Source organism: Arthrobacter sp. FW306-06-A (assembly GCF_021870055.1).
Taxonomy (GTDB): Bacteria; Actinomycetota; Actinomycetes; order Actinomycetales; family Micrococcaceae; genus Arthrobacter.
This window is the reverse complement of the sequence record NZ_CP084552.1, coordinates 2,487,739-2,507,921: the sequence shown is the minus strand read 5'-3', so window position 1 is coordinate 2,507,921 and position 20,183 is coordinate 2,487,739. Positions and strand designations below refer to the sequence as shown.

The 20,183-nt window shown below is 66.2% G+C and carries 18 protein-coding genes; 5 read left to right on the top strand and 13 right to left on the bottom strand.

Annotated features, from left to right (window positions below; genetic code table 11):
* Nucleotides 1-23: 23 nt before the first annotated feature.
* Nucleotides 24-2,456 (top strand): phosphoenolpyruvate synthase, encoded by a 2,433-nt coding sequence (gene ppsA, locus LFT49_RS11530; protein WP_237428267.1) that lies wholly within the window; start codon nt 24-26, stop codon nt 2,454-2,456.
* Nucleotides 2,457-2,497: 41 nt separating this feature from the next.
* Here ppsA and LFT49_RS11525 read toward each other — a convergent pair whose 3' ends face one another.
* The 4 genes from LFT49_RS11525 to LFT49_RS11510 all read right to left on the bottom strand — a co-directional run bounded on the left by LFT49_RS11525 (nt 2,498) and on the right by LFT49_RS11510 (nt 6,873).
* Nucleotides 2,498-2,920, bottom strand: coding sequence for an Hsp20/alpha crystallin family protein (locus LFT49_RS11525; protein WP_272910793.1), 423 nt, complete (start codon nt 2,918-2,920; stop codon nt 2,498-2,500).
* A gap of 13 nt (nt 2,921-2,933) precedes the next feature.
* Entirely contained in the window at nt 2,934-5,453 is a 2,520-nt protein-coding gene (locus LFT49_RS11520; RefSeq protein ID WP_237428266.1) for an HAD-IC family P-type ATPase, read from the bottom strand.
* 24 nt (nt 5,454-5,477) lie between these two features.
* The gene (locus tag LFT49_RS11515) at nt 5,478-6,344 is read right to left on the bottom strand and encodes a universal stress protein (protein WP_236798523.1); all 867 of its coding nucleotides are present in this window, start codon (nt 6,342-6,344) and stop codon (nt 5,478-5,480) included.
* A gap of 70 nt (nt 6,345-6,414) precedes the next feature.
* On the bottom strand, nt 6,415-6,873 hold the full coding sequence (locus LFT49_RS11510; RefSeq protein WP_236819605.1) for a pyridoxamine 5'-phosphate oxidase family protein: 459 nt from the start codon (nt 6,871-6,873) through the stop codon (nt 6,415-6,417).
* 271 nt (nt 6,874-7,144) lie between these two features.
* On the opposite strand from LFT49_RS11510, the gene LFT49_RS11505 reads away from it, so the two are divergent.
* Nucleotides 7,145-8,875 (top strand): GAF domain-containing sensor histidine kinase, encoded by a 1,731-nt coding sequence (locus tag LFT49_RS11505; protein ID WP_237430513.1) that lies wholly within the window; start codon nt 7,145-7,147, stop codon nt 8,873-8,875.
* A gap of 9 nt (nt 8,876-8,884) precedes the next feature.
* Here LFT49_RS11505 and LFT49_RS11500 read toward each other — a convergent pair whose 3' ends face one another.
* Nucleotides 8,885-9,508, bottom strand: coding sequence for a response regulator (locus LFT49_RS11500; protein WP_142135354.1), 624 nt, complete (start codon nt 9,506-9,508; stop codon nt 8,885-8,887).
* A gap of 347 nt (nt 9,509-9,855) precedes the next feature.
* Here LFT49_RS11500 and LFT49_RS11495 point away from each other — a divergent pair, with 347 nt between their 5' ends.
* On the top strand, nt 9,856-10,356 hold the full coding sequence (locus LFT49_RS11495) for a universal stress protein (protein ID WP_237428265.1): 501 nt from the start codon (nt 9,856-9,858) through the stop codon (nt 10,354-10,356).
* A 70-nt stretch (nt 10,357-10,426) separates the two neighbouring features.
* Here LFT49_RS11495 and LFT49_RS11490 read toward each other — a convergent pair whose 3' ends face one another.
* The 3 genes from LFT49_RS11490 to LFT49_RS11480 are packed head-to-tail and all read right to left on the bottom strand — an operon-like array spanning nt 10,427 to nt 11,543.
* Nucleotides 10,427-10,933 (bottom strand): hemerythrin domain-containing protein, encoded by a 507-nt coding sequence (locus LFT49_RS11490; protein WP_237428264.1) that lies wholly within the window; start codon nt 10,931-10,933, stop codon nt 10,427-10,429.
* The gene (locus LFT49_RS11485; protein WP_236798519.1) at nt 10,930-11,247 is read right to left on the bottom strand and encodes a DUF3040 domain-containing protein; all 318 of its coding nucleotides are present in this window, start codon (nt 11,245-11,247) and stop codon (nt 10,930-10,932) included. Before LFT49_RS11485 ends, LFT49_RS11490 begins: the two co-directional genes overlap by 4 nt.
* 41 nt (nt 11,248-11,288) lie before the next feature.
* Nucleotides 11,289-11,543 (bottom strand): SHOCT domain-containing protein, encoded by a 255-nt coding sequence (locus tag LFT49_RS11480; protein WP_237428263.1) that lies wholly within the window; start codon nt 11,541-11,543, stop codon nt 11,289-11,291.
* Between the two features lie 239 nt (nt 11,544-11,782).
* On the opposite strand from LFT49_RS11480, the gene LFT49_RS11475 reads away from it, so the two are divergent.
* On the top strand, nt 11,783-12,445 hold the full coding sequence (locus tag LFT49_RS11475; RefSeq protein ID WP_237428262.1) for a hypothetical protein: 663 nt from the start codon (nt 11,783-11,785) through the stop codon (nt 12,443-12,445).
* Between the two features lie 26 nt (nt 12,446-12,471).
* Here LFT49_RS11475 and LFT49_RS11470 read toward each other — a convergent pair whose 3' ends face one another.
* The 5 genes from LFT49_RS11470 to LFT49_RS11450 all read right to left on the bottom strand — a co-directional run bounded on the left by LFT49_RS11470 (nt 12,472) and on the right by LFT49_RS11450 (nt 19,605).
* Entirely contained in the window at nt 12,472-15,156 is a 2,685-nt protein-coding gene (locus LFT49_RS11470; protein WP_272912507.1) for a cation-translocating P-type ATPase, read from the bottom strand.
* A gap of 177 nt (nt 15,157-15,333) precedes the next feature.
* The gene (locus tag LFT49_RS11465; RefSeq protein WP_237428260.1) at nt 15,334-15,801 is read right to left on the bottom strand and encodes a universal stress protein; all 468 of its coding nucleotides are present in this window, start codon (nt 15,799-15,801) and stop codon (nt 15,334-15,336) included.
* An 88-nt stretch (nt 15,802-15,889) separates the two neighbouring features.
* Nucleotides 15,890-17,425 (bottom strand): DUF4389 domain-containing protein, encoded by a 1,536-nt coding sequence (locus tag LFT49_RS11460; RefSeq protein WP_237428259.1) that lies wholly within the window; start codon nt 17,423-17,425, stop codon nt 15,890-15,892.
* Between the two features lie 63 nt (nt 17,426-17,488).
* Nucleotides 17,489-18,352, bottom strand: a complete 864-nt coding sequence (locus LFT49_RS11455; protein ID WP_237428258.1) for a universal stress protein — start codon at nt 18,350-18,352, stop codon at nt 17,489-17,491.
* A 107-nt stretch (nt 18,353-18,459) separates the two neighbouring features.
* Nucleotides 18,460-19,605, bottom strand: a complete 1,146-nt coding sequence (locus LFT49_RS11450; protein WP_237428257.1) for an AI-2E family transporter — start codon at nt 19,603-19,605, stop codon at nt 18,460-18,462.
* Nucleotides 19,606-19,736: 131 nt separating this feature from the next.
* Between LFT49_RS11450 and LFT49_RS11445 the strand changes: the two genes are divergently transcribed.
* A complete protein-coding gene (locus LFT49_RS11445) occupies nt 19,737-20,168 on the top strand; it encodes a hypothetical protein (protein WP_237428256.1) in 432 nt (143 codons plus the stop codon).
* The last annotated feature ends 15 nt before the right edge of the window (nt 20,169-20,183 follow it).

Genomic DNA, 20,183 nt, shown 5'->3' with positions numbered 1-20,183 from the left:
TTGGTGGAGTCCAGAATCAAGCCATGAGTGCCGCCGCAGACACGTCCCTGGCCAACGCCAACGTCAAATGGATCGAGGACACCGGGATCGCGGACATCCCATCCGTGGGAGGGAAGAACGCCTCGCTGGGCGAATTGAGCCGTGCACTGCAGTCCGCGGGGGTCAGGGTACCCGAGGGGTTCGCCACCACAGCTGCCGCCTACCGGGCGTTCCTTGCTGCGAACGGCCTGGAGCCGCTGATCAGGAAGCACATGGAGGACCAGCGCTCCGGAACGTCCACGCTCCGTCAGGCCGGGGCCGCGATCCGTGAGCTGTTCCTGCAGGCCACCTTCCCTGCAGACATCGCCGCGGACATCCAGGAACACTACCTGGCCCTGTGCGAGCGGGCCGGGCAGACCCAGGTTGCCGTTGCGGTCCGCAGCAGCGCCACTGCGGAGGACCTCCCGGATGCCAGCTTCGCCGGCCAGCAGGAAACCTTCCTGAATGTGGCAGGCGGCCGCGCGGTGTTGGACGCTTGCCGGCGCTGCTATGCCTCCCTGTTCACGGACCGCGCCATCAGCTATCGCGAAATGAAGGGATATGACCATCTGGACGTCGCCCTGTCCGTGGGTGTGCAGCGGATGGTCCGCTCAGACCTGGGCGCGTCAGGGGTGATGTTCTCGATCGACACCGAGTCCGGTTTTCCAGGCGTGGTGGTGATCAGCGCAGCCTGGGGACTGGGAGAGACGGTGGTCCAGGGGACCATCAACCCGGATAAGTACCAGGTGTTCAAGCCGCTCCTGGCAGAGGAACGCTTCAGCCCCGTGATCGAGCGCGAGCTCGGTGCGAAGGAACGCAAAATGGTGTACAGCCAGGGCGGGGACGCGCGGACCAGGATGGTCGAGACCTCCGAGCGGGAGCAGCGCTCGCTGGTGCTGGATGACCGGGAGGTTGTCCTCCTGGCCCGCTGGGCCGTTGCCGTGGAGGAGCACTATGGCCGCCCGATGGATATGGAGTGGGCCAAGGACGGGATCACCGGAGAACTCTTCATGGTGCAGGCAAGGCCGGAAACCGTGCAGGCCCGCAGGAGCACAACCACGTTCCGGACCTACCACCTTGCACAGCCCGGCAAGGTCCTGGTCTCCGGCGCCGCGATTGGCGACGCCATTGCCCGGGGCCAGGCCTGCGTGGTGCGGGATGCCAAGGACATCGAATCCTTCGTGGACGGGTCCGTGCTGGTCACCCGGATGACGGACCCGGACTGGGTGCCCGTGATGAAGCGTGCCGCGGGCATCATCACGGACCACGGCGGCCCAACCAGCCACGCGGCCATCGTCAGCCGCGAACTGGGCGTCCCCGCCGTCGTGGGCACCCGCAACGCCACCGAAGCACTGTCCGACGGCGTCCCGGTCACCTTGTCATGCGCCGAAGGCGAGGAGGGCCGCGTCTACGAAGGACTGCTGGAGTTCTCCGTGGAAGAAGTGGACATGCAGACACTTCCGGCCACCCGCACGGCCGTGATGATCAACATCGCCAGCCCGGCTGCCGCCTTCAAATGGTGGCGGCTGCCCGCCGCCGGCGTGGGCCTGGCCCGGATGGAGTTCATCATCAACAACCTGATCCGCATCCATCCCATGGCCCTGGTCCACCCGGAGAGGGTGGCGGACCCGGAGGAGGCTGCGCTCATCCGGCAGCTGACCCGCGGCTATGAGGACCCGCAGGAGTATTTCGTCGACGTGCTGGCAACCGGGATCGCCAAGATTGCCGCTCCCTTCCATCCCAAGCCCGTCATCGTCAGGTTGAGCGATTTCAAGACCAACGAGTACGGCCACCTGATCGGCGGCAGCGCCTTCGAACGCCCGGAGGAAAACCCCATGCTCGGGTTCCGCGGGGCCTCCCGCTACTACAGCAGCCACTACCGCGAAGGATTCGCCCTGGAGTGCAAAGCCCTGAAACGCGTGCGCGAGCAGGCGGGGTTCGGCAACGTCATCGTCATGGTTCCCTTCTGCCGTACCGTGCGGGAAGCAGACCAGGTGATCGCGGCCATGGAGGAACAGGGATTGGTCCGCGGCAGGGATGGGCTCCAGCTCTACATGATGTGCGAGATTCCGTCGAACGTGGTCATGGCAGCGGAATTTGCCAAGCGCTTTGACGGCTTCTCCATCGGGTCCAACGACCTCACCCAGCTGGTGCTGGGCGTGGACCGCGACTCGGAGGAACTTGCGGGGCTGTTCGACGAGCGGGACCCGGCAGTGATGGCCATGATTGCCGAGGCGATCAGCAAGGCCCACGCGGCCGGCATCAAGATCGGGATCTGCGGGCAGGGGCCCAGCAACCATCCGGACTTCGCAGAGTTCCTGGTCGGCCTGGGCATCGATTCCGTGTCCCTGAACCCTGACACCTACGTGCGGACGCTCCCTGTCATTGCCGCGGCGGAGGCACGGGCGTACGAAAGTGCCTGGCAGCCCGAGGGGTGATCCCCGGGAAGCCAGGCACCGGCGTCGTGCTTAAACTGTACTTAACCCCTGCTGATGGGGATCTTTGACGCCGCAGCTTCCTGCCCCTGGTCCGGCATCGGAGCCCGGACTTCGAGGAGGCCGTCCTTGTACGAGGCAGTGATGTCGCCTTGCTGGACGCCGCTGGGGAGGGGAATCCGGCGCATGAAGGAGCCGTAGCGGAATTCGGACCGGTAGCTGTCCTTGTCCTTGTGCTCTTTCTTTTCCTGCCGCTCCGCCTTGATCGACAGCACGCCGTCGGCAATCGTGACGTCAACGTCCTTTTCCGGATCTATGCCGGGCAGCTCGGCCCGCACCACGAGCGTGTTGCCGTCCATCATCTCCTCAACCCGAATGGCCGAGGAACCCATGTCGCCGTCGAACAGCCTCTCGATAACATCCATCGGGGAGCGCCGGGTGTCGAACCATCTCATCAGGTCAGTCATTCTTGCCTCCTGCTCATGTGGAAGCCGGACCATCGCGTTGCCCGGCAGTTCCACCTTCCCCTTCCCGGGTGGCCGCTTCCAGAGTCAAAGGTCCCAGCCCGCCTTTGTGGCCGCGCAAGGATGGCCGCCGGGTAAAACGCCCCACCAGCTCAATAGCCACGCAACCTGCTGCGGCAACGGCGGTGGAAAGGATCAGCAGGGCGGGAGGCGGCCAGTCCACGCGGAAGAAGTCCTGCGCCACCGGGACGGTGAACAACAGGACCAGCCCTGCGTACATTCCGGCAAGGATCAGGACCTTGGTTGGGCTGAGGGGGCGCGATGTCATCACCAGGATCCACGCGGCCACCAGGCCCAGGGTCAGGGTGGCCGCAGACTGCGCAGACTCTTCGCTGTATCCGCCCCATGTCTGGGCATAGCCGCTGACGGCAAGGACGCACAGGGCGGCGCAGATGCCGGCCGGAACAGCGAAGGCGAGGGAACGCCGGAGGAACCCCGGAGCGTAGCGCTGCCCACCGGGCTGCAGGGCCAGGAAGAACGACGGCAGGCCGATGGTCAAACCATCCAGGGCCGACAGCTGCCGGGGCAGGAACGGAAAGGCCAGCAACAGGATGCCGGACACCACGGAAATGATGGTGGCGTAGACGGTCTTGCTCAGGAACACCAGGGAAACGCGCTCGATGTTGCTGATGGCCCGTCGTCCCTCGTCCACTACGGCCGGCAGCCGTTCGAAGCGACCGTCCAGCAGGACCAGGCGGGCCACGGCCTTGGTTGCGGGGGAGGCCGAGTCCATGGCGATCCCCAGGTCGGCCTCTTTGAGCGCCAGGACATCATTCACCCCGTCACCGGTCATTGCCACGGTGTGCCCCCGCCGTCTCAGTGCCTCGATCAGGTCCCGCTTCTGGGAAGGTGTCACGCTCCCGAAGAGGCTGTTGGCCTCCACCGTTTCCTCCAGTTCGACGGTATCGTCAGGAAGCCGGCGTGCGTCACAGGCAGCACCGGTGACAAACCCCACGCGGCGGGCCAGCGCCCCCACCGTGCGGGGGTCGTCTCCGGAGATGATCTTGACGGTTACCCCCTGCCGCCGGAAATAGTCCAGGGTCGAGGCTGCGTCCCGGCGGATGCTTTCGCGGAACGTCAGCAGCATGACCGGAACCAGGTCCGGCGGGATTCCCGCGCCTGCGGCATCCCGGGGCAGCGGCCCGTCCAGGTACACCAGGGCCAGGGTCCGGAGGCCCGTTGCGGCGAGGGTTGCGGCGCTGGCGTGCGCCGCCTCGCAGCCGCGCCCATTGAGTACTGCGTCGGGGGCTCCGAGGATCCATGTGCCGGCAGCGGCGGAGCCCGGCGCAAACGTCACCGAGCTCCACTTGCGGGCAGAGGAGAAGGGGACCGAGTCCTGCTCCTGCGGAGGGACCGGCGCAGGGAAGGCCTTCCCGATGGCTGCCGCGGTGCTGCTGCTGTCTGCGTTGGAACCGAACCACTCCAGCGCCTGCTGCCACCCAGGGGCAGGAACAGTCCCGGCGTGATGGACGGCGTCGAACACCATTGAGCCGGAGGACAACGTGCCGGTCTTATCCAGGCAGAGGACGTCCACCCGTGCCAGCACCTCGACGGCGGCAAGTTCCTGGATCAGCACCTTTTGGCGGGCAAGCCGGAGCCCTCCCACGGCGAAAGCCACGCTGCTCATCAGGAGCAGGCCCAACGGAATCATGGCCATGATGCCCGCAACCGAACCCACGGCCGCCGGCACCCAACGCCCTGATCCCATTGCTCCGGCCCACCCGCCCTGCTCCTGCATTTGCGCATTCGTGAGCAGCAGGGCGGTGGGAAGAAGCAGCCACGTGATGACGGCAAAGACCTTTTCCAGGCCCCGCCGGATCTCTGAAGTCACCAGGGAAAACCGGCGCGCCTCAGCTGCCAGCCCGTAGGCGAACGTGTCGGGTCCCACCCGGAGCACCTTGGCACGCCCGCTACCGGCAAGGATCAGGGACCCGGAGAGCAGCACGGCGCCGCCCTGCTTGGGCACGGGTTCGGATTCGCCGGTCAGCAACGACTCATCCACCTCAAGCGGGTTCCCGTCCAGCAGCATCAGGTCCGCCGTGACCTGGTCTCCGGCGTTGAGTACCACCAGGTCGTCAGGCACCAACTCCTCGGAGGAGATGGTTTCCCGGGCCCCGTTCCTGACCACCGTGCTCCTGGCGGCGTGCAATATCGCAAGCTGGTCCAGCGAGCGCTTGGCCCGGTATTCCTGGATGATGCCAATCAGGGAATTGCTGATGGCGGACAACCCGAACAGCGCGTCCCGCCACTGGCCAAGGACCAGCAGCAGGATGAAGCACCCTCCGACAACGCCGTTGAAAAGCGTGAAGACGTTGGCCTGGACAATCTCTCCGACGCTCCTGCTGGTAGCCGTCGGAACGCTGTTGATGCGGCCGGCAGCAGTGCGCTCCCGAACTTCGGCAGTGGAGAGCCCGTCCCGGGCATGGCCGATGTCCAGGCCCGGGACCGCGGCCCCGTTGTCCCCGGCTACCGTCATGACGTGGCCAGGCTGCTGACCCGGTCAGTCGTGGTGCTGCTGCCTGTGCACGCGGGTGATGACCGTAGGGCAGGGCGGCTGGGTAAGCACCGCGTGCGCCGTGGACCCCAGGAGGAGCCTTTCGAAGCCACCCCTGCCACGGCTGCCCAGGACCAGCAGACGGGCACCGGCAGCTGCGCGGAGCAAAGCGTCTGCAGGTTCCAGGACGGTCTCCATCACGGTTTGCACCCTGAGGTCCGGGTAGTCCTGCCGGAGGCCTGCCTCCGTTTCGGACAATACGATCTGCTCCTCCTCCACCACATGGGTGGCGAAACTGCTTTGCGGCAGTCCGGCGGAGATCCAGCGGTTGGGGCCGGTGAACGCGTAGAGGACGGTCAGGTCCTCCCCGAGGGCGTCAGCTTCGGCCGCGGCAAAGGCAACAGCCTGCGTTGATTCCCGTGATCCATCCACACCCACCACGATGCCGCGGCCCGGTTCCTGGGCGTCGCCGATGACGGCCACGGGGCATTCGGCCGTGGCAGCCGCCTGCAGGGCCCGGTCCGTGAGGGCACCGCGTGTGTGGCCGCTGGTCCCAAGCACCAGCATGCTGGCATTTTTCGAGTAATCGCCCAGGGCGGCCCCTACGCCGCCCTCCAGGAGCTGGAGGGTCACCTGCAGGCCGGGCTCGGCAGCGGTGGCCTTCTCACCGGCTTCCTTCAGCAGGCCCAGCCCCGATTCGCGCAGGACTTCAAGATAGGGCAGGACTTCGGCGGCCATCCACCGGTCGTCCACCACATTCACGACGGCGAGGGGAAGCTTGAGCCTGTTGGCCCGGGCTGCTGCCCACAACAGGGCGGCATTGGACGCCGAGGAATCAGTGATGCCGACGGCGATTGGCTTGGCAGGTGCCATGGGGGACCATCCTTTGCGGGTTCTTGTGACGGGGTGTGGTGCAGGAGCAGTGGAGTGTTCGCGTGCCGACCTAATCCGCGCTCGGTTCGCGCGGCGGCCACCAGTGGGTTGGCGCGGCGATGACGAACCTGCGCCCACTGATTTCGTGCGGCGTGATCCGGATCAGGACGTTCTTTTGGCCGGGTTGCCATGGGGAAAGCCCTGCATCCATGGCGTCCTGCGTTTCCTCGGCATCGGTAACGATCAGCGCGTGCCCCTTGAGGATGACGCTCCAGGCGATGGTGCCGTACTGGTTCATCCCGTCCGCCTCGACGGCCACTGCCTTATGTTCGGCGAGGGAGGCAAGCTTGGTTCCTTCCCCCGTCCGGATGAGCAGGGTGCCGTTGGTGGGGACAAAGTTCACGGGATAGTTCTCAACAATGTCCCCGTCCGTGAAGGCGATCCTGCAAAGGGACGTTGAACGAAGGTATCGCCAGCAATCGTGGACGCCCAGTTCCTTGATTTCCGGTTCAGTCGCTGCGGTGTTCATGGCCGTAGCCTAAAGCCGGGTATGGCCCCCGGCTAGGGAAGAAGGTCCCGCGCCCCCCAGCGCCCCTATTCGGGGACCATTGGGGGTATTTTTTCCCCTGTGCTCCTAGAATTAATCGGGAAGCGCCTTCATGCTCAGTTGAAGGTGGAATTGGGGGGCGGAGGCCGGCACTTCCGTTTCGAACACTTGGACCGCGCCAGGGACCCGCAGCGCCGCAGGTTCCTGCCGCAGGAGGTGGCACGTGAGCACTGACCAGCCCTGGCGCTCGCCGATGAGGGACAGAGTTGAAGACCTGGTACGGGACTTTACAGCCCGCGGGGACGAATTGCTGGATACGCAGGAACGGATCAACGGCCTGTTGGCTGCGGTGGTGGCCCTTGCCGAGGACCTGAGCCTCGAGGCCGTGCTTGACCGGCTCGTGCGGTCTGCGTGTGCCTTGGTGGGCGCGAGGTACGGTGCTTTGGGGGTCATCGGCGAGGACCGCAGGCTCAGCCACTTCATCACGGTGGGAATTGATGAAGAGGGCATCCGTTCCATCGGTGACCTTCCTACCGGCCATGGAGTGCTGGGCCTTTTGATCCGCGAGCCGCGGCCCCTGCGCCTGCATGACCTTGGCCAGCACCCCATCGCTTCGGGTTTCCCTGCAAATCACCCGCCCATGCGGACCTTCCTGGGCGTACCGGTCCGCCTCCGGGACGAAGTCTTCGGCAACCTCTACCTGACGGAGAAACAGGGCGGGGAGGACTTCACAGCTGAAGATGAGGACCTTGCCGTGGCCCTCGCGGCTGCGGCCGGAGTGGCAATCCAGAATGCCCGCCTTTTCGAAGACAGCAGCCGGCGGCAGAAGTGGCTGGAAGCAGGGATGGAGCTGAGCAGCAGATTGATCATGACGTCCCACCCGGGAGGTGGGGACAACCTGGATGTTGTTGCCGATACCGCCCTCAAGGTGTCGGACTCGGTGCTTGCGGTCGTGGCCGTGCCGGCCGGTGACGGCTCGCTTCGCTGCCGGTCATGCCTGGGGGTGCAGGGAATCCAGGCAGGCCAGGAGTTGATGGTTTCACGGGCGGTATCGGGCGTCCTTGAGGGCGGCGGGTCGTTGGTGGTGAAGGATCCGCGGCAGGTGTTCGAGGACGGGGTAGCGGAGAAGCTTGGTTCCGTCCTCGTGTGCTCGCTCGGGCACAGCTCCAGTGACAACGGGGTCCTGCTGCTGGCGCGCGGACAAGGAACTGCCGTGTTCAACCAAGCTGAGGCCGAATCCAGTGCCATCTTCGGAAGCCGGATCGGACTGGCGCTCGACCTGGCCCGCGTGAATGCACTTCGCGAACAAAACCTTCTTTTCACGGACCGGGAACGGATTGCCAGGGACCTGCATGACCTGGTCATCCAGCGCTTGTTTGCTGCCGGGCTGAGCATCCAGAGCCTGCGGCGGTACACCCTGGATCCGGTGGCGCATGAGCGTATCGCCGCCGTGACCACGGAGCTCGATGACACCATCCGGAAACTGCGGGACACCATCTACTCGCTCCGCACGGCGGATGAGGAACGTGAACCGCTGACGGGCCGTATCCTGCGGGTGGTCCGGGAGAATTCGCGCAGCTACGCCCTGACCCCAAAGGTATCCCTGGACGGACCGGTGGACTCGGTTCGTGAGGATGTGGCAGTGCACTTGTTGTCAGTGCTGTCGGAAGGGCTCAGCAATGCGCTGCGGCATTCCGGCGCGGACGATATCCAGGTGAGCGTTGCCGTGGGGAGTGGCGACGCTTCGGGCAGGGACGTTCACCGCGGGAACTTTGATGGCAGGAATGCCAGTGCCGGGAGCGCCAATGCCAGGAATGAAGTCCAGCTCCTCATCCATGACAATGGCCGGGGGTTCGCCGAGCACGGCCAGGTAAGCGGACTGGCGAACATGCGCCACCGCGCTGAACTGCTGAAGGGCAGCTGCGTCATCGAAAGCGTCCCGGGGCAGGGTACGTCCGTGCGGTGGTCGGTGCCACTGGCCTGACCTGTCCGGTCAGGCGGAGTCCGGTGAACTCTTGGTGACGTAGACCGCCGCCTGCGTCCTGCGCTCGAACCCCAGCTTGGCCAGGATGGACGAAACGTAGTTCTTGACGGTCTTCTCGGCCAGGAACAGCTCGTCGCCGATTTGGCGGTTGGTCAGCCCCTGGCCGATCAACGCCAGCACCTTCTTCTCCTGCGCGCTCAGGCCCTCCAAACGGGGATCTGTAGGCGCCGTGGAAAGCCCGGTAATGATCTGCTGCTCCACCCCAGGATCAAACAGCGATTCTCCGGCAGCGGCCCTGCGGATCCCGGCCAGCAGGTCGTCACTCCTGATCTGTTTCAGGATGTAGCCGGAGGCACCTGCCAGGACCGCCCCGCGCAGGGCCTGTTCGTCGTCGTAGCTGGTGAGGATCAGGCAGCGCAGGCGGGGATCCAGCGAACGCACGTCCCGGCACACTTCGATTCCCGTGCCGTCAGGAAGCCGCCCGTCAAGGATGGCGATGTCCGGGTGCAGGGCGGGGATGCGGCGGGTGGCTTCGGCTGCGGACCCGCTTTCGCCTACGACAAGGAATCCTTCGCCTTCCAGCAGGTCCTTCAGCCCCTGCCGGACAAGCTCATGGTCATCGAGGATGAACACCCGGACCTGCCCCAAAGATCCTGTTGGCCCATCAGTCCCTGCTTCATGCTTGTACACCGAACGCTCCCAATGTCTTCAGGATCAAGGCCCCGCTGCAGACGGGGTAGCCCCCGGGGAGGGCCTGGTCCCATTGTTACCCGGGGAGGCGGCGGCGGGAAGGGACCAAAGTCCACGTCACCGGACCTTGGCCGGGAAAGGGGCCCCTCGGCTTGCAAGGACGTGATGACCTTCGGCCCTTCCACACGGAGCGTTTGTGGTCCATTCTGGGACCGTGCCAAAGGATGGCACCCGGCCACAGGAAAGCATATGGCAGGGCAGCACTTGGCAGGACAGTGATGGGAGCCGGCATGGATGGCCTTGAACCGCACCCGAGGATCATAGTCGGGGTGGATGGATCCGAAGCCTCCGTCGCCGCGCTCCGGGTGGCCCGGGCGATGGCGGAACCAATGTCGGCCAAGGTTGAAGCCTGGGCGTGCTGGGACGTTCCGGCCGGCTACGGCGTGTACCTCGCCGTCGGAATCGAGGGGTTCAAGTATGCCGCGGAACAAGTGCTCCAGCAGGCGCTGGCAGACGCTTTCGATGAACTGCCTCCGTTCGTGCACCCCCGGCTGGTCAGGGGCAAGCCCGGTCCAGCGCTGATTGACGCGAGCCGCAACGCGTCCCTGCTGATTGTTGGAAGGCGGGGGCACGGGAGCTTCGTCCCCGGTTCGGTGAGTTCGGCATGCGTGAGCCACGCGCACTGCCCGGTGCTGGTGGTCCACGCCCCGGAGTCAAAAGACCCGGAAGAAAAGGCAGAGGCGGAGGCCGCAGTGGGGGTTGCAGACCCCCGCACCGCTGTGGTTCCCTGACCGTGCACCTGATTGTCCAGCAGTTCAGCGCCGAGCCAATGCACATGCGCCTCAATGCAGGTGCGCCCGCTCAATGCTTGTGATGATGTGCTGCGCCTTCTCCCACCAGTTCGTGCAGTCCTTCCACTGCATGGGCGAGCGACAGTGCGGGGGATTGGATGACGAAAGGCATCAGGAGGCGGTTCTCTTTGTCCAGGTGCAGGGCGAAGATCCGCTGGATGGCACCGGCCGCCACAGCCGCGGCCACCCCGTCAGCCGTTCTGAGCTCCTCGATCAGGCCCACGATGACCTGGTGCTCCGCCAGCATGCCGTCCACCAGCAGCTTGGCCTCCGGCATGCCGTGCGGCCCGCTGTAAAGCGGCCCTTCCTCGGCCAGGGCGTGAGGCACCAGCTCCTTGTCACACCAGTCAAGAAGGGTGGCCTGCGCAGCCTGGGCGGCACCGGCATCTCCAGCCTCCACGGTCTCCGTCAGCAGGCCCACCAGCCCGTTCAAGTGCCGCAGCATATCCGCATGGTGGGTTTCCACCGCCTGCAACGCCTGCCGTTCGGACGAAAGGTCCTTGCCGTTCCCGTTCATTCGTTGTTGCCTTCCACTTGGGTAACGCGCCGGTTCCTGCTCCGCAAGGACCACCGGAGGTCCTTGATGGCCCAGTAGCCGCCCCCGTTCATGAGGGCAAACCCTGCGATGCCCACGGGGGGCACCCGCATCACCAGGCCCAGGAGGAGGACGCAGACACCTGCCGCGAAAACGACCAATCCGCGGCTGATCCGGGCCCTGCGGGACAGCGCGGCGCTGTCCCTGCTGAGCATGTCGGCGAGCCGGGGATCGTCCTCTTCCAGGCCGTGGCCGATTAGTTCAAGTTCGCGTTTCTCGAATTCAGAGAGTGGCATCGTTGCACCCCCGCGGTTCGTTGCCTGTAGGACCCGGGAACTCAGGCACCCGGCTGGCCGCGCAGGACGGACAGCCTGTTCTGGTATTCCAGCGCGTCGATCTCGCCGCGGGCAAACCGCTCGGCAAGCACGTCCTCTGCCGGCCGCGGGGACTGCTGCAGCGGGTGCGGAGACGGCGCCCGCAGGGAGCGGGCCAGCAGGACAATACCGGTGATGATTGCTCCCCAGACCACCACCATGCTGATGCTCATCAGGACATAGCCCCACAGGCCCATGCCGTCATCCCAGCCGTACACTTCCACGACCTCCGGGTTCTGAAAGGCGGGCGCCAGCCGTCTGCCTTCCCTTTCAGTATTGGGCGCCCAGGGTGCGGAAGGGAGAGCCATTGGTCCTGTTCCAGCGGCGTGCACCACCGCTTTGGCCGGCTTGCCCAACGGGGCTTTTGACACTGGCGCAGGTGGTGCAGGCCCGGGACCCTGAAGCACGGCGTGATTCTGGAATCGCGGACAACCCGCGGAAGCAGAGAGAGGAGCGCATGGCCTCCAGGGAAAAAGCCGCCGACGGCGTGACGCCGCAGCATGCGTTCCTCGCTGCTTGGGTGGGCTGGGTAAGCCTCGGTGAGAGCATTGGGTTCCTTGCCCCGGCTCTTGCCCAGTTCCTTGCCGCAACTGTCTGGCCCGGCGCGGATTTTGGGCTTCTGGTCCTGGCCGGGTTGGCTGAAAGTGCTGTCCTGGGCTGGTCCCAGGCCCATGTCCTGCGATCGCGGCTGCCGCGCATGTCCACTTCACGATGGATTCTGTTGACCGCGGCGGGTGCGGCCTTCGCCTGGTCCGTGGGAATGCTGCCGTCGGCCTTCGAGACATGGCAGGATTGGCCGCCGGCGGCCTGGATAGGGGCCGGCGGTGTGGCAGCCATCCTGCTGCTCGGGTCCATTGGAACTGCCCAATGGTTCGAGCTGCGCCGCCATACCTTCCGGGCATGGCGCTGGGTCGTCGGGAGTTCTGCGGCGTGGGCCGCGGGTCTGTCGGTCTTCATGCTTGTGGCCCCTCCTCTATGGCAGCCGGGGCAGCCTGCCTGGCTGATCGCTGCCATCGGGGTGGCGGCAGCAGTTCTGATGGCAGTAGTGATGGCCCTGGTCACCGGCCTGGTGCTGATACGCCTTCTGCAGGTGACCCCGACGGCCGGGGCAGGACGTTGAAGCGCGGAACCTTGATGCCCGCGGAATTAAAAGCCACGGCGCCGGAAGCGCTTGTCCAGGGCGACGACGAGGGAGGCCAACAGCGCCAGGCCGAAGATCCGCAACCACGCCTCTGCGCTGATGGGGGCGGTGTGGAAGAGTTCGTTCATCAGCGGGATGTAGGTGAGGGCCAGTTGGCCGGCTGTCTGGACCATGACGCCGAGGAGCAGCCAGCGGTTGCCGAAGGGCCTTATCCGCCAGGCGGGGCGGGTCAAGGACCGGCAGCTGAAGAGGTAGAACACCTCCACCGCCACGAAGAGGTTCACTGCGGAGGTGCGGGCCTGCGCCACCGATGCGCCGACGGCCGCTTCTTGTTCGAAGAGCCACCAGGCCCCGGCCACCAGCAGGGCCGACACGAGCAGGATCCTAACGGTGAGCGCCCACGTCAGGAGGGGGCGGTCCGGTGCCCTGGGCGGTCGGGACATCAGGCCTTGCTCCTTCGGCTCGAAGGCGAGCATCAGTCCAAGGGCGACGGCGGTGGTCATGTTGATCCAGAGGATCTGGGTAGGCAGGATGGGCAGCGTAGCGCCCAGCAGGATGGCCACGAGGATCACCAATCCCTCGGCCATGTTGGTGGGGAGGGTCCAGACGATGAACTTGGTCAGGTTGTCGAAGACATTCCGGCCCTCTTCGACCGCTGCTTCAATGGTGGCGAAGTCGTCGTCAGTCAGGACGATGTCCGAGGCCTCCTTGGCCACCTCGGTTCCGGTGCGTCCCATCGCGATGCCCACGTTCGCCTGCCGCAGGGCGGGGGCGTCGTTTACGCCGTCGCCGGTCATGGCGGCCACATGCCCGCGGGATTGCAGGGCATCGATAAGGCGAAGCTTCTGTTCGGGCGAAACCCGTGCAAAAACCGTGGCGCGCTCCACGGCATCCGGGAACCGGTCTGCCGGGATGTCGTCCAGCTGGGTCCCCGTCAGGGCAGTTCCGGCATCATGGTCTGCGGCCAGCCCCACCGCCGCGGCCACGGTCACCGCCGTCCGTATGTGGTCTCCCGTGATCATCTTGACGCCCACGCCGGCACGCCGGCAGGCCGCAACGGAGGCCGCGGCCGGCCGCGGTGGGTCATGCATGCCCTGGAGTCCGGTAAAGGTCATCCAGCCCCGCAATTCCATGGTGGAAAGGGGACCGCCGGTAGCGGGGAGGCGCATCATGGCAGTGGCCAGCACCCGCAGCCCGGTGTCTGCGAGCGCGTGTGCGGCGCTGAGCACCGAATGCCTGTGGAGGGGACTGGCGCCGCCGTCGGTGTCCATTTCGTGGCCGCAGAGTTCCAGGACCCGTTCCACGGCGCCCTTGACGAACACCGTTCCGCCGCCGTGGGGGAGCGTTGAAGTGTGCAGTGTTGCCATGAACTGCCGCTCGGAGGTGAACGGCTGCTCGGCCTGCCGCGGGTTGGCGGCCAGGAATTCCCGGACCCGGATGCCGCCTTTCCCTGCCGCCACCAACATCGCCGCCTCGGTAGGGTCACCCCGAACCTGCCATCCGGACCCCTCGGGCCGGATGGTTGCGTCGTTGCAGGCGGCACCACCCAGGAGGGACCAGTACAGGGCAGCATCCCGGTCTGCCGGCCGCGTTGCCGCGCCGGGTGCCTGTCCGCCGGTGCCGTCTCCGGCTGAAGGGATGATGAGGCCCTCCGGTCCATAGCCGGAACCCGTGACGTCGTACCTGCCCGAGGGCGTCCAGAGCGCCCGGACTGTCATCTGGTTCTCCGTGAAGGTGCCTGTCTTGTCGGAGCAGATCACCGTGGTGCTGCCCAGCGTTTCCACCACTGGAAGCCGGCGGACCACGGCACGGCGGCGGGCCATCCGGCGCACGCCGATGGCAAGCGTTACCGTGACGGCGGCGGGAAGACCCTCCGGAATGGCGCCCACGGCCAGCGCGACGGCGGCGGTGAACATCTGTCCCGGGCGTTCCCCATGTGCCAGGCCGGCGAGGAAGGCTACGGCAGCGAGGGCAAGGATGGCGATGGTGAGCGTGGTGCTGAAGCGTGCCAGCTTCAGGGTCAAAGGTGTGGCCACGGGGCGGACGGCGCCCATGAGGCGGTGGATCTCGCCGAGTTCGGTTTCACCGCCGACGGCGACGACGATTCCTGCGCCGGTGCCGGCGGTCACCAGTGTGCCGCTGTACAGCATGTTCCTCCGGTCGGCCACGGGCGTGACCTGGGGGAGTACCACCTCGTCCTTGGCCACGGGGTCCGATTCTCCCGTGAGCGCGGATTCGTCCACCCGGAGGGCGGACAGGCGCACCAGGCGCAGGTCGGCGGGTACCTTGTCTCCCGCCTCGAGCAGCACAAGGTCGCCGGGGACCAGGTCTTCGGAGGGGACCTGCATCCGTTCGCCGCCACGCATTACGGCGGCATGCGTGCGGACCAGCGAGTGGAGGGCATCCAGGGCTGCTTCTGCCCGCACCTCCTGGACGAAACCGATCAGCGTGTTAACCAGGACCACGGCGAGGATGACTGCAGAGTCCAGGAATTCGCCAAGGAACACGGTAACCACGGCGGCGGCCAACAGGACATAGACCAGCGGGTTGTTGAACTGGCGTCCCAGTTTGCGGGCAATGCCTCCACTGTGTGACCGCGGTAGCTCGTTTCTCCCGAATTGGGCGCGTCGGCGCTCTACTTCGTCATGGCCCAGGCCTCTGGCGGCGTCCGTTCCAAGCAGGATCACCACTTCGTGGACCGGGAGACCGTGGTGGGCAGGATCCGGAGGGCCGTCCTGCCTCCGGCGGCCGGATCCAGGCTCCGGGCTCCTCAACCGCCCCTTCCCGGTGGTCCGCCGTCGTACTTCACCGGCCGGCACCGCGCTCACCCGCCCGGACGTCAATTACCGTCTTCGCAGCTGTCCTGGTCAGTGGTTTCCGGCGTCTTCGGAGTGCTCCTCTGGTGTGTGCACCACCAGGACCGGGCAATGGGCGTGAGCCACGATGGCGGAACTGACGGAGCCCAGGAGCAGGCCGCCGAACCCGCCGTGCCCGCGGCGCCCCACCACGATCATGTCCGCGTCGCGGCTGGCATCGATCAGCGCTTCACGGGGGTGGCTCCGGATCAGCGACGAGGTGACATTTGCCGGCGTCTCCGCTCCGAACGCCTGCACCACGGCCTCGTCCAGGACCTTTCTGGCGCCCTCCTCGAAGCCCTCGATGCCCATCATGACGTAGCCGCTGTACATCTGCGGGTACTCCCAGCAGGCCACTGCCTGGACCTTTGCGCCCAGGGGAGTGGCGAGCCGCTGCGCCTGGCGAAGGGCCTCCACGGATGCTTCCGATCCGTCAACGCCCACCACGATCCTGGCTATTGGTGCCCCGGCAATGCTCATTTCCGCTCCCTTGGTCCGCCCGCTTGCTTTAACCCGCGCTGTCACGCCTATCTTGCCTGCACAAGTGGGACCGGGCCAGGGTCCAAGGTCACGGCGCCCCGGCAGGGGGCACACCGGCCGGCGGAATGGCCACCCCGGACCATGCCGGTTCGGTTGCACCCTGGTCCAGCCGGAACGGCGGATATTCGTCCCGCATCAGTGCGGTGTACACCAGGACCCGGTAGATCCAGCGGTCAACGCCGAGGATGAAATCGAACAGCGGGCGCTGGTAGCGGCCCGTGAACAGCAGGATCACTGCCGCTATCAGGACCAGCAGCCCCAGCAGGGACGGGCCCGCTTCCTGGACATATGTCGTCCCGCCGAAGTTGTTTTCCGCCCGCCACCGCCACGTGGTGTTGGTAAAGGCAGCGACCACCAGCAGGTGCGGGATCGACAGCAGCCACCATTTCACCAGGACCAGGCCGCGGGACAGCCGCTCCGGGTAGTCGACGTCAAAGTCGGCGGGGTAATTGGTGCGCTTCAGTGTGAACGGCGGGTACAGGTCCGTGCCGACGGCGGCGTAGGCGTAGAACGCCACCCGCCAGTTCCACCGCATGACGCCCACGTTGAAGTCGAACAGTGCCCGCGGGTAGCGGCCGGTGAACAGGATGCCGAACCCGGCCACGATGGTGGTGATGACGAAGGCGAACCAGAGGAAGAAGAGCAGGATGAAATGCGGAATCGCCAGGAACCACTTCACCAGCCACATCCACCGCGACAGGGCCGGGTCGATGTCCCCGAAGAGCCTTGCGGGGTAGCCGGGGGCACCTGGCACCGGGGTGAAGGTTTCAGTGGGCGGCGCGGCCCCGGGTGCCGGGGGTGCTCCGACCACCGGCGCCGGGTACACAGGGGCGCCTCCCGCCGGCCCGCTGTAGGGAGGCTCACCGGCAGGTGGTCCTGCGGAAGGATGCGCGGCGTGCCGTCCAAGGCCGGACGCCCCCAGGATGATGAGGGGAATGCCGATCACCAAGGCAATGATCCCGCCTACCAGCAGGCCCGTTGCTGCCGGCTGGAAGAGGTCCGAGTGGAAGCCTGCCTGCAGCCGCACATCCACCCCTTGGGAGGCATCGGCGTTCATCACCACCACTTCCCAGGCGCCGGGCGCGATGTTCCAGGTGAGCTCCTGCTGCCCGGATCCTGTTGCGGAGGCGCTCCAGAAGCGCTGGTCGGCAGGCGGGGATGCAGGATTGTTGCCCGGAACGTCGCGGTAGTCCGCACGGAAGGGCTGCTGCCGGATGTTCAGCAGCTCCGAGTGATGCACGCCTGACAGGTACTGCTCCACGTCGGCCTGCCGGCCAATGCCAATGAACACGGGCTTGTCCGGCGTTACTGATGCAGCCCGCAGCCTCAGCTTTCCGATGTCAAAGGGCAGCCTGCCGGGAACGTCCTCCCCGATGGCGTCGGCCCGAGGCGAGGTGAGGGCAAAGGAATTGACGGAAAACCGTGACGTACCGGACGTCAGGTAGCCGTCGCCCTGGATGGTTCCCACCGCTGAGGCCACGGCTCCGCCCGCCAGTGCGGCCAGACCGGGGAGCGTGATGAGGATCCCGAGGATCAGCATGATGATGGCAGCGGGCTTTTTCATGGCGTCGAACCTTCGGCGTACGGAATACGGAGTGCCGGCAGGAAGACCAGCAGGCGGTGCAGCCTACATCGTGCGGGCAGCGTCAGTCCGGGTGATGATCACGGGGCACGGAAGGTGCTTGAGGACGCCGTGAGCGGTGGAACCGAGCAGGAGGCGTTTAAAGGCGCCCCGGCCGCGGCTGCCCACCACCAGCAGCCTTGCCCCGGCTGCGGCCTCCACCAGGGCGTCCACCGCGCCGCGTTCGGTTTCAAGCCGCTGGTGCACAATCAAGTCCGGGTAGTCTTCCTTGAGCCCGGCCACCGCCTCGGAGAGCACTACCCGTTCCTCGTCGGCGATAAGCTCCGCCATGGCTGCGGGCGACAGGCCGGCGTCGATGATGGGATCCGGCACGTCAACGGCGTACACGACGGTGAGTTCGTCGCCTTCGCGGTCTGCCTCCGCGGCCGCGAAGGCGACCGCCTGGGTCGATTCCGGGGATCCGTCAACGCCCACCACAACACCGGACCTGCCTTCGAGATCCTGTGTTCCGACGACGGCGACAGGGACCTTGGCGGCTGTGGCCACCTGGAGTGCGCGGTCGGCAAGGGTGCCGCCGAAGTGGCCGCTGCCCGAACCGATTACCATCATCGAGGTCCTCTTGGAGTACTTGGCAAGGGACCCGCCCACGCTGCCGGTCAACAACTCCGTTTCAGGGGTAACTGTAACCGTTCCTTCGAGGCGTCCGGCGGCTGTTTTCAGGAGTTCCTCCCCGGCCTGCTGAAGCGTTCCAAACCACGGATACGGTTCGGCAACCCACCGGTCGTCCACCACATGGAGGATTACCAGCGGCAGGTCCGCACGGTGGGCGCGGCGGGCGGCCCACACGACGGCGGCCTGGCTTTGTGCTGAGTCGTTGGTGCCCACAGCGATGGGTTTCCGGGATGTCATGGCCGCACTTCCTGCCTGTCGTGAACTGGCTTCTGCCATTCAAGACTGGCCCGGGTTCCGCCGGCTCTCTAGGGCCGAAAGTCACGGAAGCGCTGTTCAGGGGCGCTTCACGCCCCGGGCGCGGCCGGAGCAATAGGCTCCGGGCCGGGTGTGTCCCTGTCGGCCAGCGTCTTGTAGATGGTCCAGCCGACGGCGGTCAGCGGCACGGCCAGCAGCGCACCGATGACGCCGGCCAGCGTTGCCCCCGCGGCCAGTGCCAGGATGATCACCAGCCCGTGGATCCTCAGGACCCGGCCCATGAAGAGGGGCTGGAGGAGGTGGTGTTCCAGTTGGTTGGCAGCAACGAGGATCACCAGGACCACCAGCGCGGGAACCGGTCCGTTCTCCACCAGGGCCACCAGCACCGCCAGGCTGCCGGCGGTGGTTGCGCCGATAATCGGTATGAAACCACCCAGGAAGACCACTGCGGCGAGGGGGACCGCCAACGGAACCCGCAGGATCAGGAGCCCGGTAAGGACGATGACGGCGTCAATGGCTGCGATAATGAGTGTCCCCCGGACGTAGCCGCCCAGCACCACGATGCTGCGTTCGGCCGCCAAATGTGCCTTGCCCTGGCGGGTCCCCGGGAGGAATCCGATCAGGAACCCCCGGATCTTCTCGCCGTCCTTGAGGAAAAAGAACAGGATCACGGCTGTCAGGACTGAACCTGCCACAATCTCCCCGGCCGTCCGCAGGCCCGTCAGCGCGTCGGCGCCCAGGGTTCCTCCAGCCAAAAACTTCTGGAACTCGCCGCGGGCTGCGTCGATCTGGTCACTGGTAAGGGCCACAGGGCCGGTGGTGATGAATTGCTGCAGCTGGCCAATGCCTGCTTCTGCCCGGGCAGCCAGGACGGAGGCCTGCTGCCTCACCAGGGCGATGATTCCACCCACCACTCCGGCCGCCACCGCCAGGATCACCAGGAAGGAAGACAGCACCGCCAAGGCGCGGGGCCAGCCCCGAGCCGCGAGCCAGCGGACGGCAGGAGCCATTGCCGACGCCAGGATTAACGCAACCAGCACCGGGATGGTGACCAGCGGGACACGGATGGCGGCCGTCACCGCCACCCAGGCAAGTGCCAGGACGGACAGTGCCTGGATGGCCCGGATGCCGGCCCGGCCCAATGCGTCGGTCCATAGGAGGGACATCCGGGCGGCGAAGGACTGGGGCCGGGGCGGCTGTGCCGGGGGCCCGTCGGGGGACATTTTGGGTTCCATGCGATTCTCCTTGCTGGCCATCACGTTTTCTGCCCCATTTGCCTGTTCCTTACCCAGGACGGTTCACATCCAAGCCAGTTCGTCAGTATGCTTACTATTGTCCGCTGAACGGCAACAGGAAAGGCATCATCATGACTGAGCAGAACGTCCCCGACGATGAGCTGGAAGTTGTGGAGGAGGACGATGTGCTTCTCGACGAAACTCCCGGCGCGGCATCGTCGCTGGAACTGGACCCTGTGATGGGGGAACCCGACAGCTACCCGGGCGCTGCGGAGAACAATCCGGAACGCTGGCAGGAAGACCCCCTGTTGCAGAATGAGGCCGTCTCGGGAGAAGAAGAGGACTTCCTGAGCGAGCAGACGCTGCGGGACGAAAGCGCGCAGGCCCGCTACCGCTCCGGCGATGAACAGGTGCCCCCCGGTACGCCCACGCTGGGGGAGGCTGCGGCCGACGTCGATTTCGGCGAAAACCCCACAGGTCCCGAAGCGGACGCCAGCGACGACGAGGAAAACTTCGGCGGCTCCCCGCTCAGCCAATTTGAGCCGGACGACCTGGAACGATAGCGGTCCAAGGGTCCG

Bases quoted from the DNA above. Each gene is read 5' to 3' on its own strand.
- ppsA (WP_237428267.1), top strand. From the start codon at position 24: ATGAGTGCCGCCGCAGACACGTCCCTGGCCAACGCCAACGTCAAATGG.
- LFT49_RS11525 (WP_272910793.1), bottom strand. From the start codon at position 2,920: ATGACTGACCTGATGAGATGGTTCGACACCCGGCGCTCCCCGATGGAT.
- LFT49_RS11520 (WP_237428266.1), bottom strand. From the start codon at position 5,453: ATGACGGTAGCCGGGGACAACGGGGCCGCGGTCCCGGGCCTGGACATC.
- LFT49_RS11515 (WP_236798523.1), bottom strand. From the start codon at position 6,344: ATGGCACCTGCCAAGCCAATCGCCGTCGGCATCACTGATTCCTCGGCG.
- LFT49_RS11510 (WP_236819605.1), bottom strand. From the start codon at position 6,873: ATGAACACCGCAGCGACTGAACCGGAAATCAAGGAACTGGGCGTCCAC.
- LFT49_RS11505 (WP_237430513.1), top strand. From the start codon at position 7,145: ATGAGGGACAGAGTTGAAGACCTGGTACGGGACTTTACAGCCCGCGGG.
- LFT49_RS11495 (WP_237428265.1), top strand. From the start codon at position 9,856: ATGGATGGCCTTGAACCGCACCCGAGGATCATAGTCGGGGTGGATGGA.
- LFT49_RS11490 (WP_237428264.1), bottom strand. From the start codon at position 10,933: ATGAACGGGAACGGCAAGGACCTTTCGTCCGAACGGCAGGCGTTGCAG.
- LFT49_RS11485 (WP_236798519.1), bottom strand. From the start codon at position 11,247: ATGCCACTCTCTGAATTCGAGAAACGCGAACTTGAACTAATCGGCCAC.
- LFT49_RS11475 (WP_237428262.1), top strand. From the start codon at position 11,783: ATGGCCTCCAGGGAAAAAGCCGCCGACGGCGTGACGCCGCAGCATGCG.
- LFT49_RS11465 (WP_237428260.1), bottom strand. From the start codon at position 15,801: ATGAGCATTGCCGGGGCACCAATAGCCAGGATCGTGGTGGGCGTTGAC.
- LFT49_RS11460 (WP_237428259.1), bottom strand. From the start codon at position 17,425: ATGAAAAAGCCCGCTGCCATCATCATGCTGATCCTCGGGATCCTCATC.
- LFT49_RS11455 (WP_237428258.1), bottom strand. From the start codon at position 18,352: ATGACATCCCGGAAACCCATCGCTGTGGGCACCAACGACTCAGCACAA.
- LFT49_RS11450 (WP_237428257.1), bottom strand. From the start codon at position 19,605: ATGGAACCCAAAATGTCCCCCGACGGGCCCCCGGCACAGCCGCCCCGG.
- LFT49_RS11445 (WP_237428256.1), top strand. From the start codon at position 19,737: ATGACTGAGCAGAACGTCCCCGACGATGAGCTGGAAGTTGTGGAGGAG.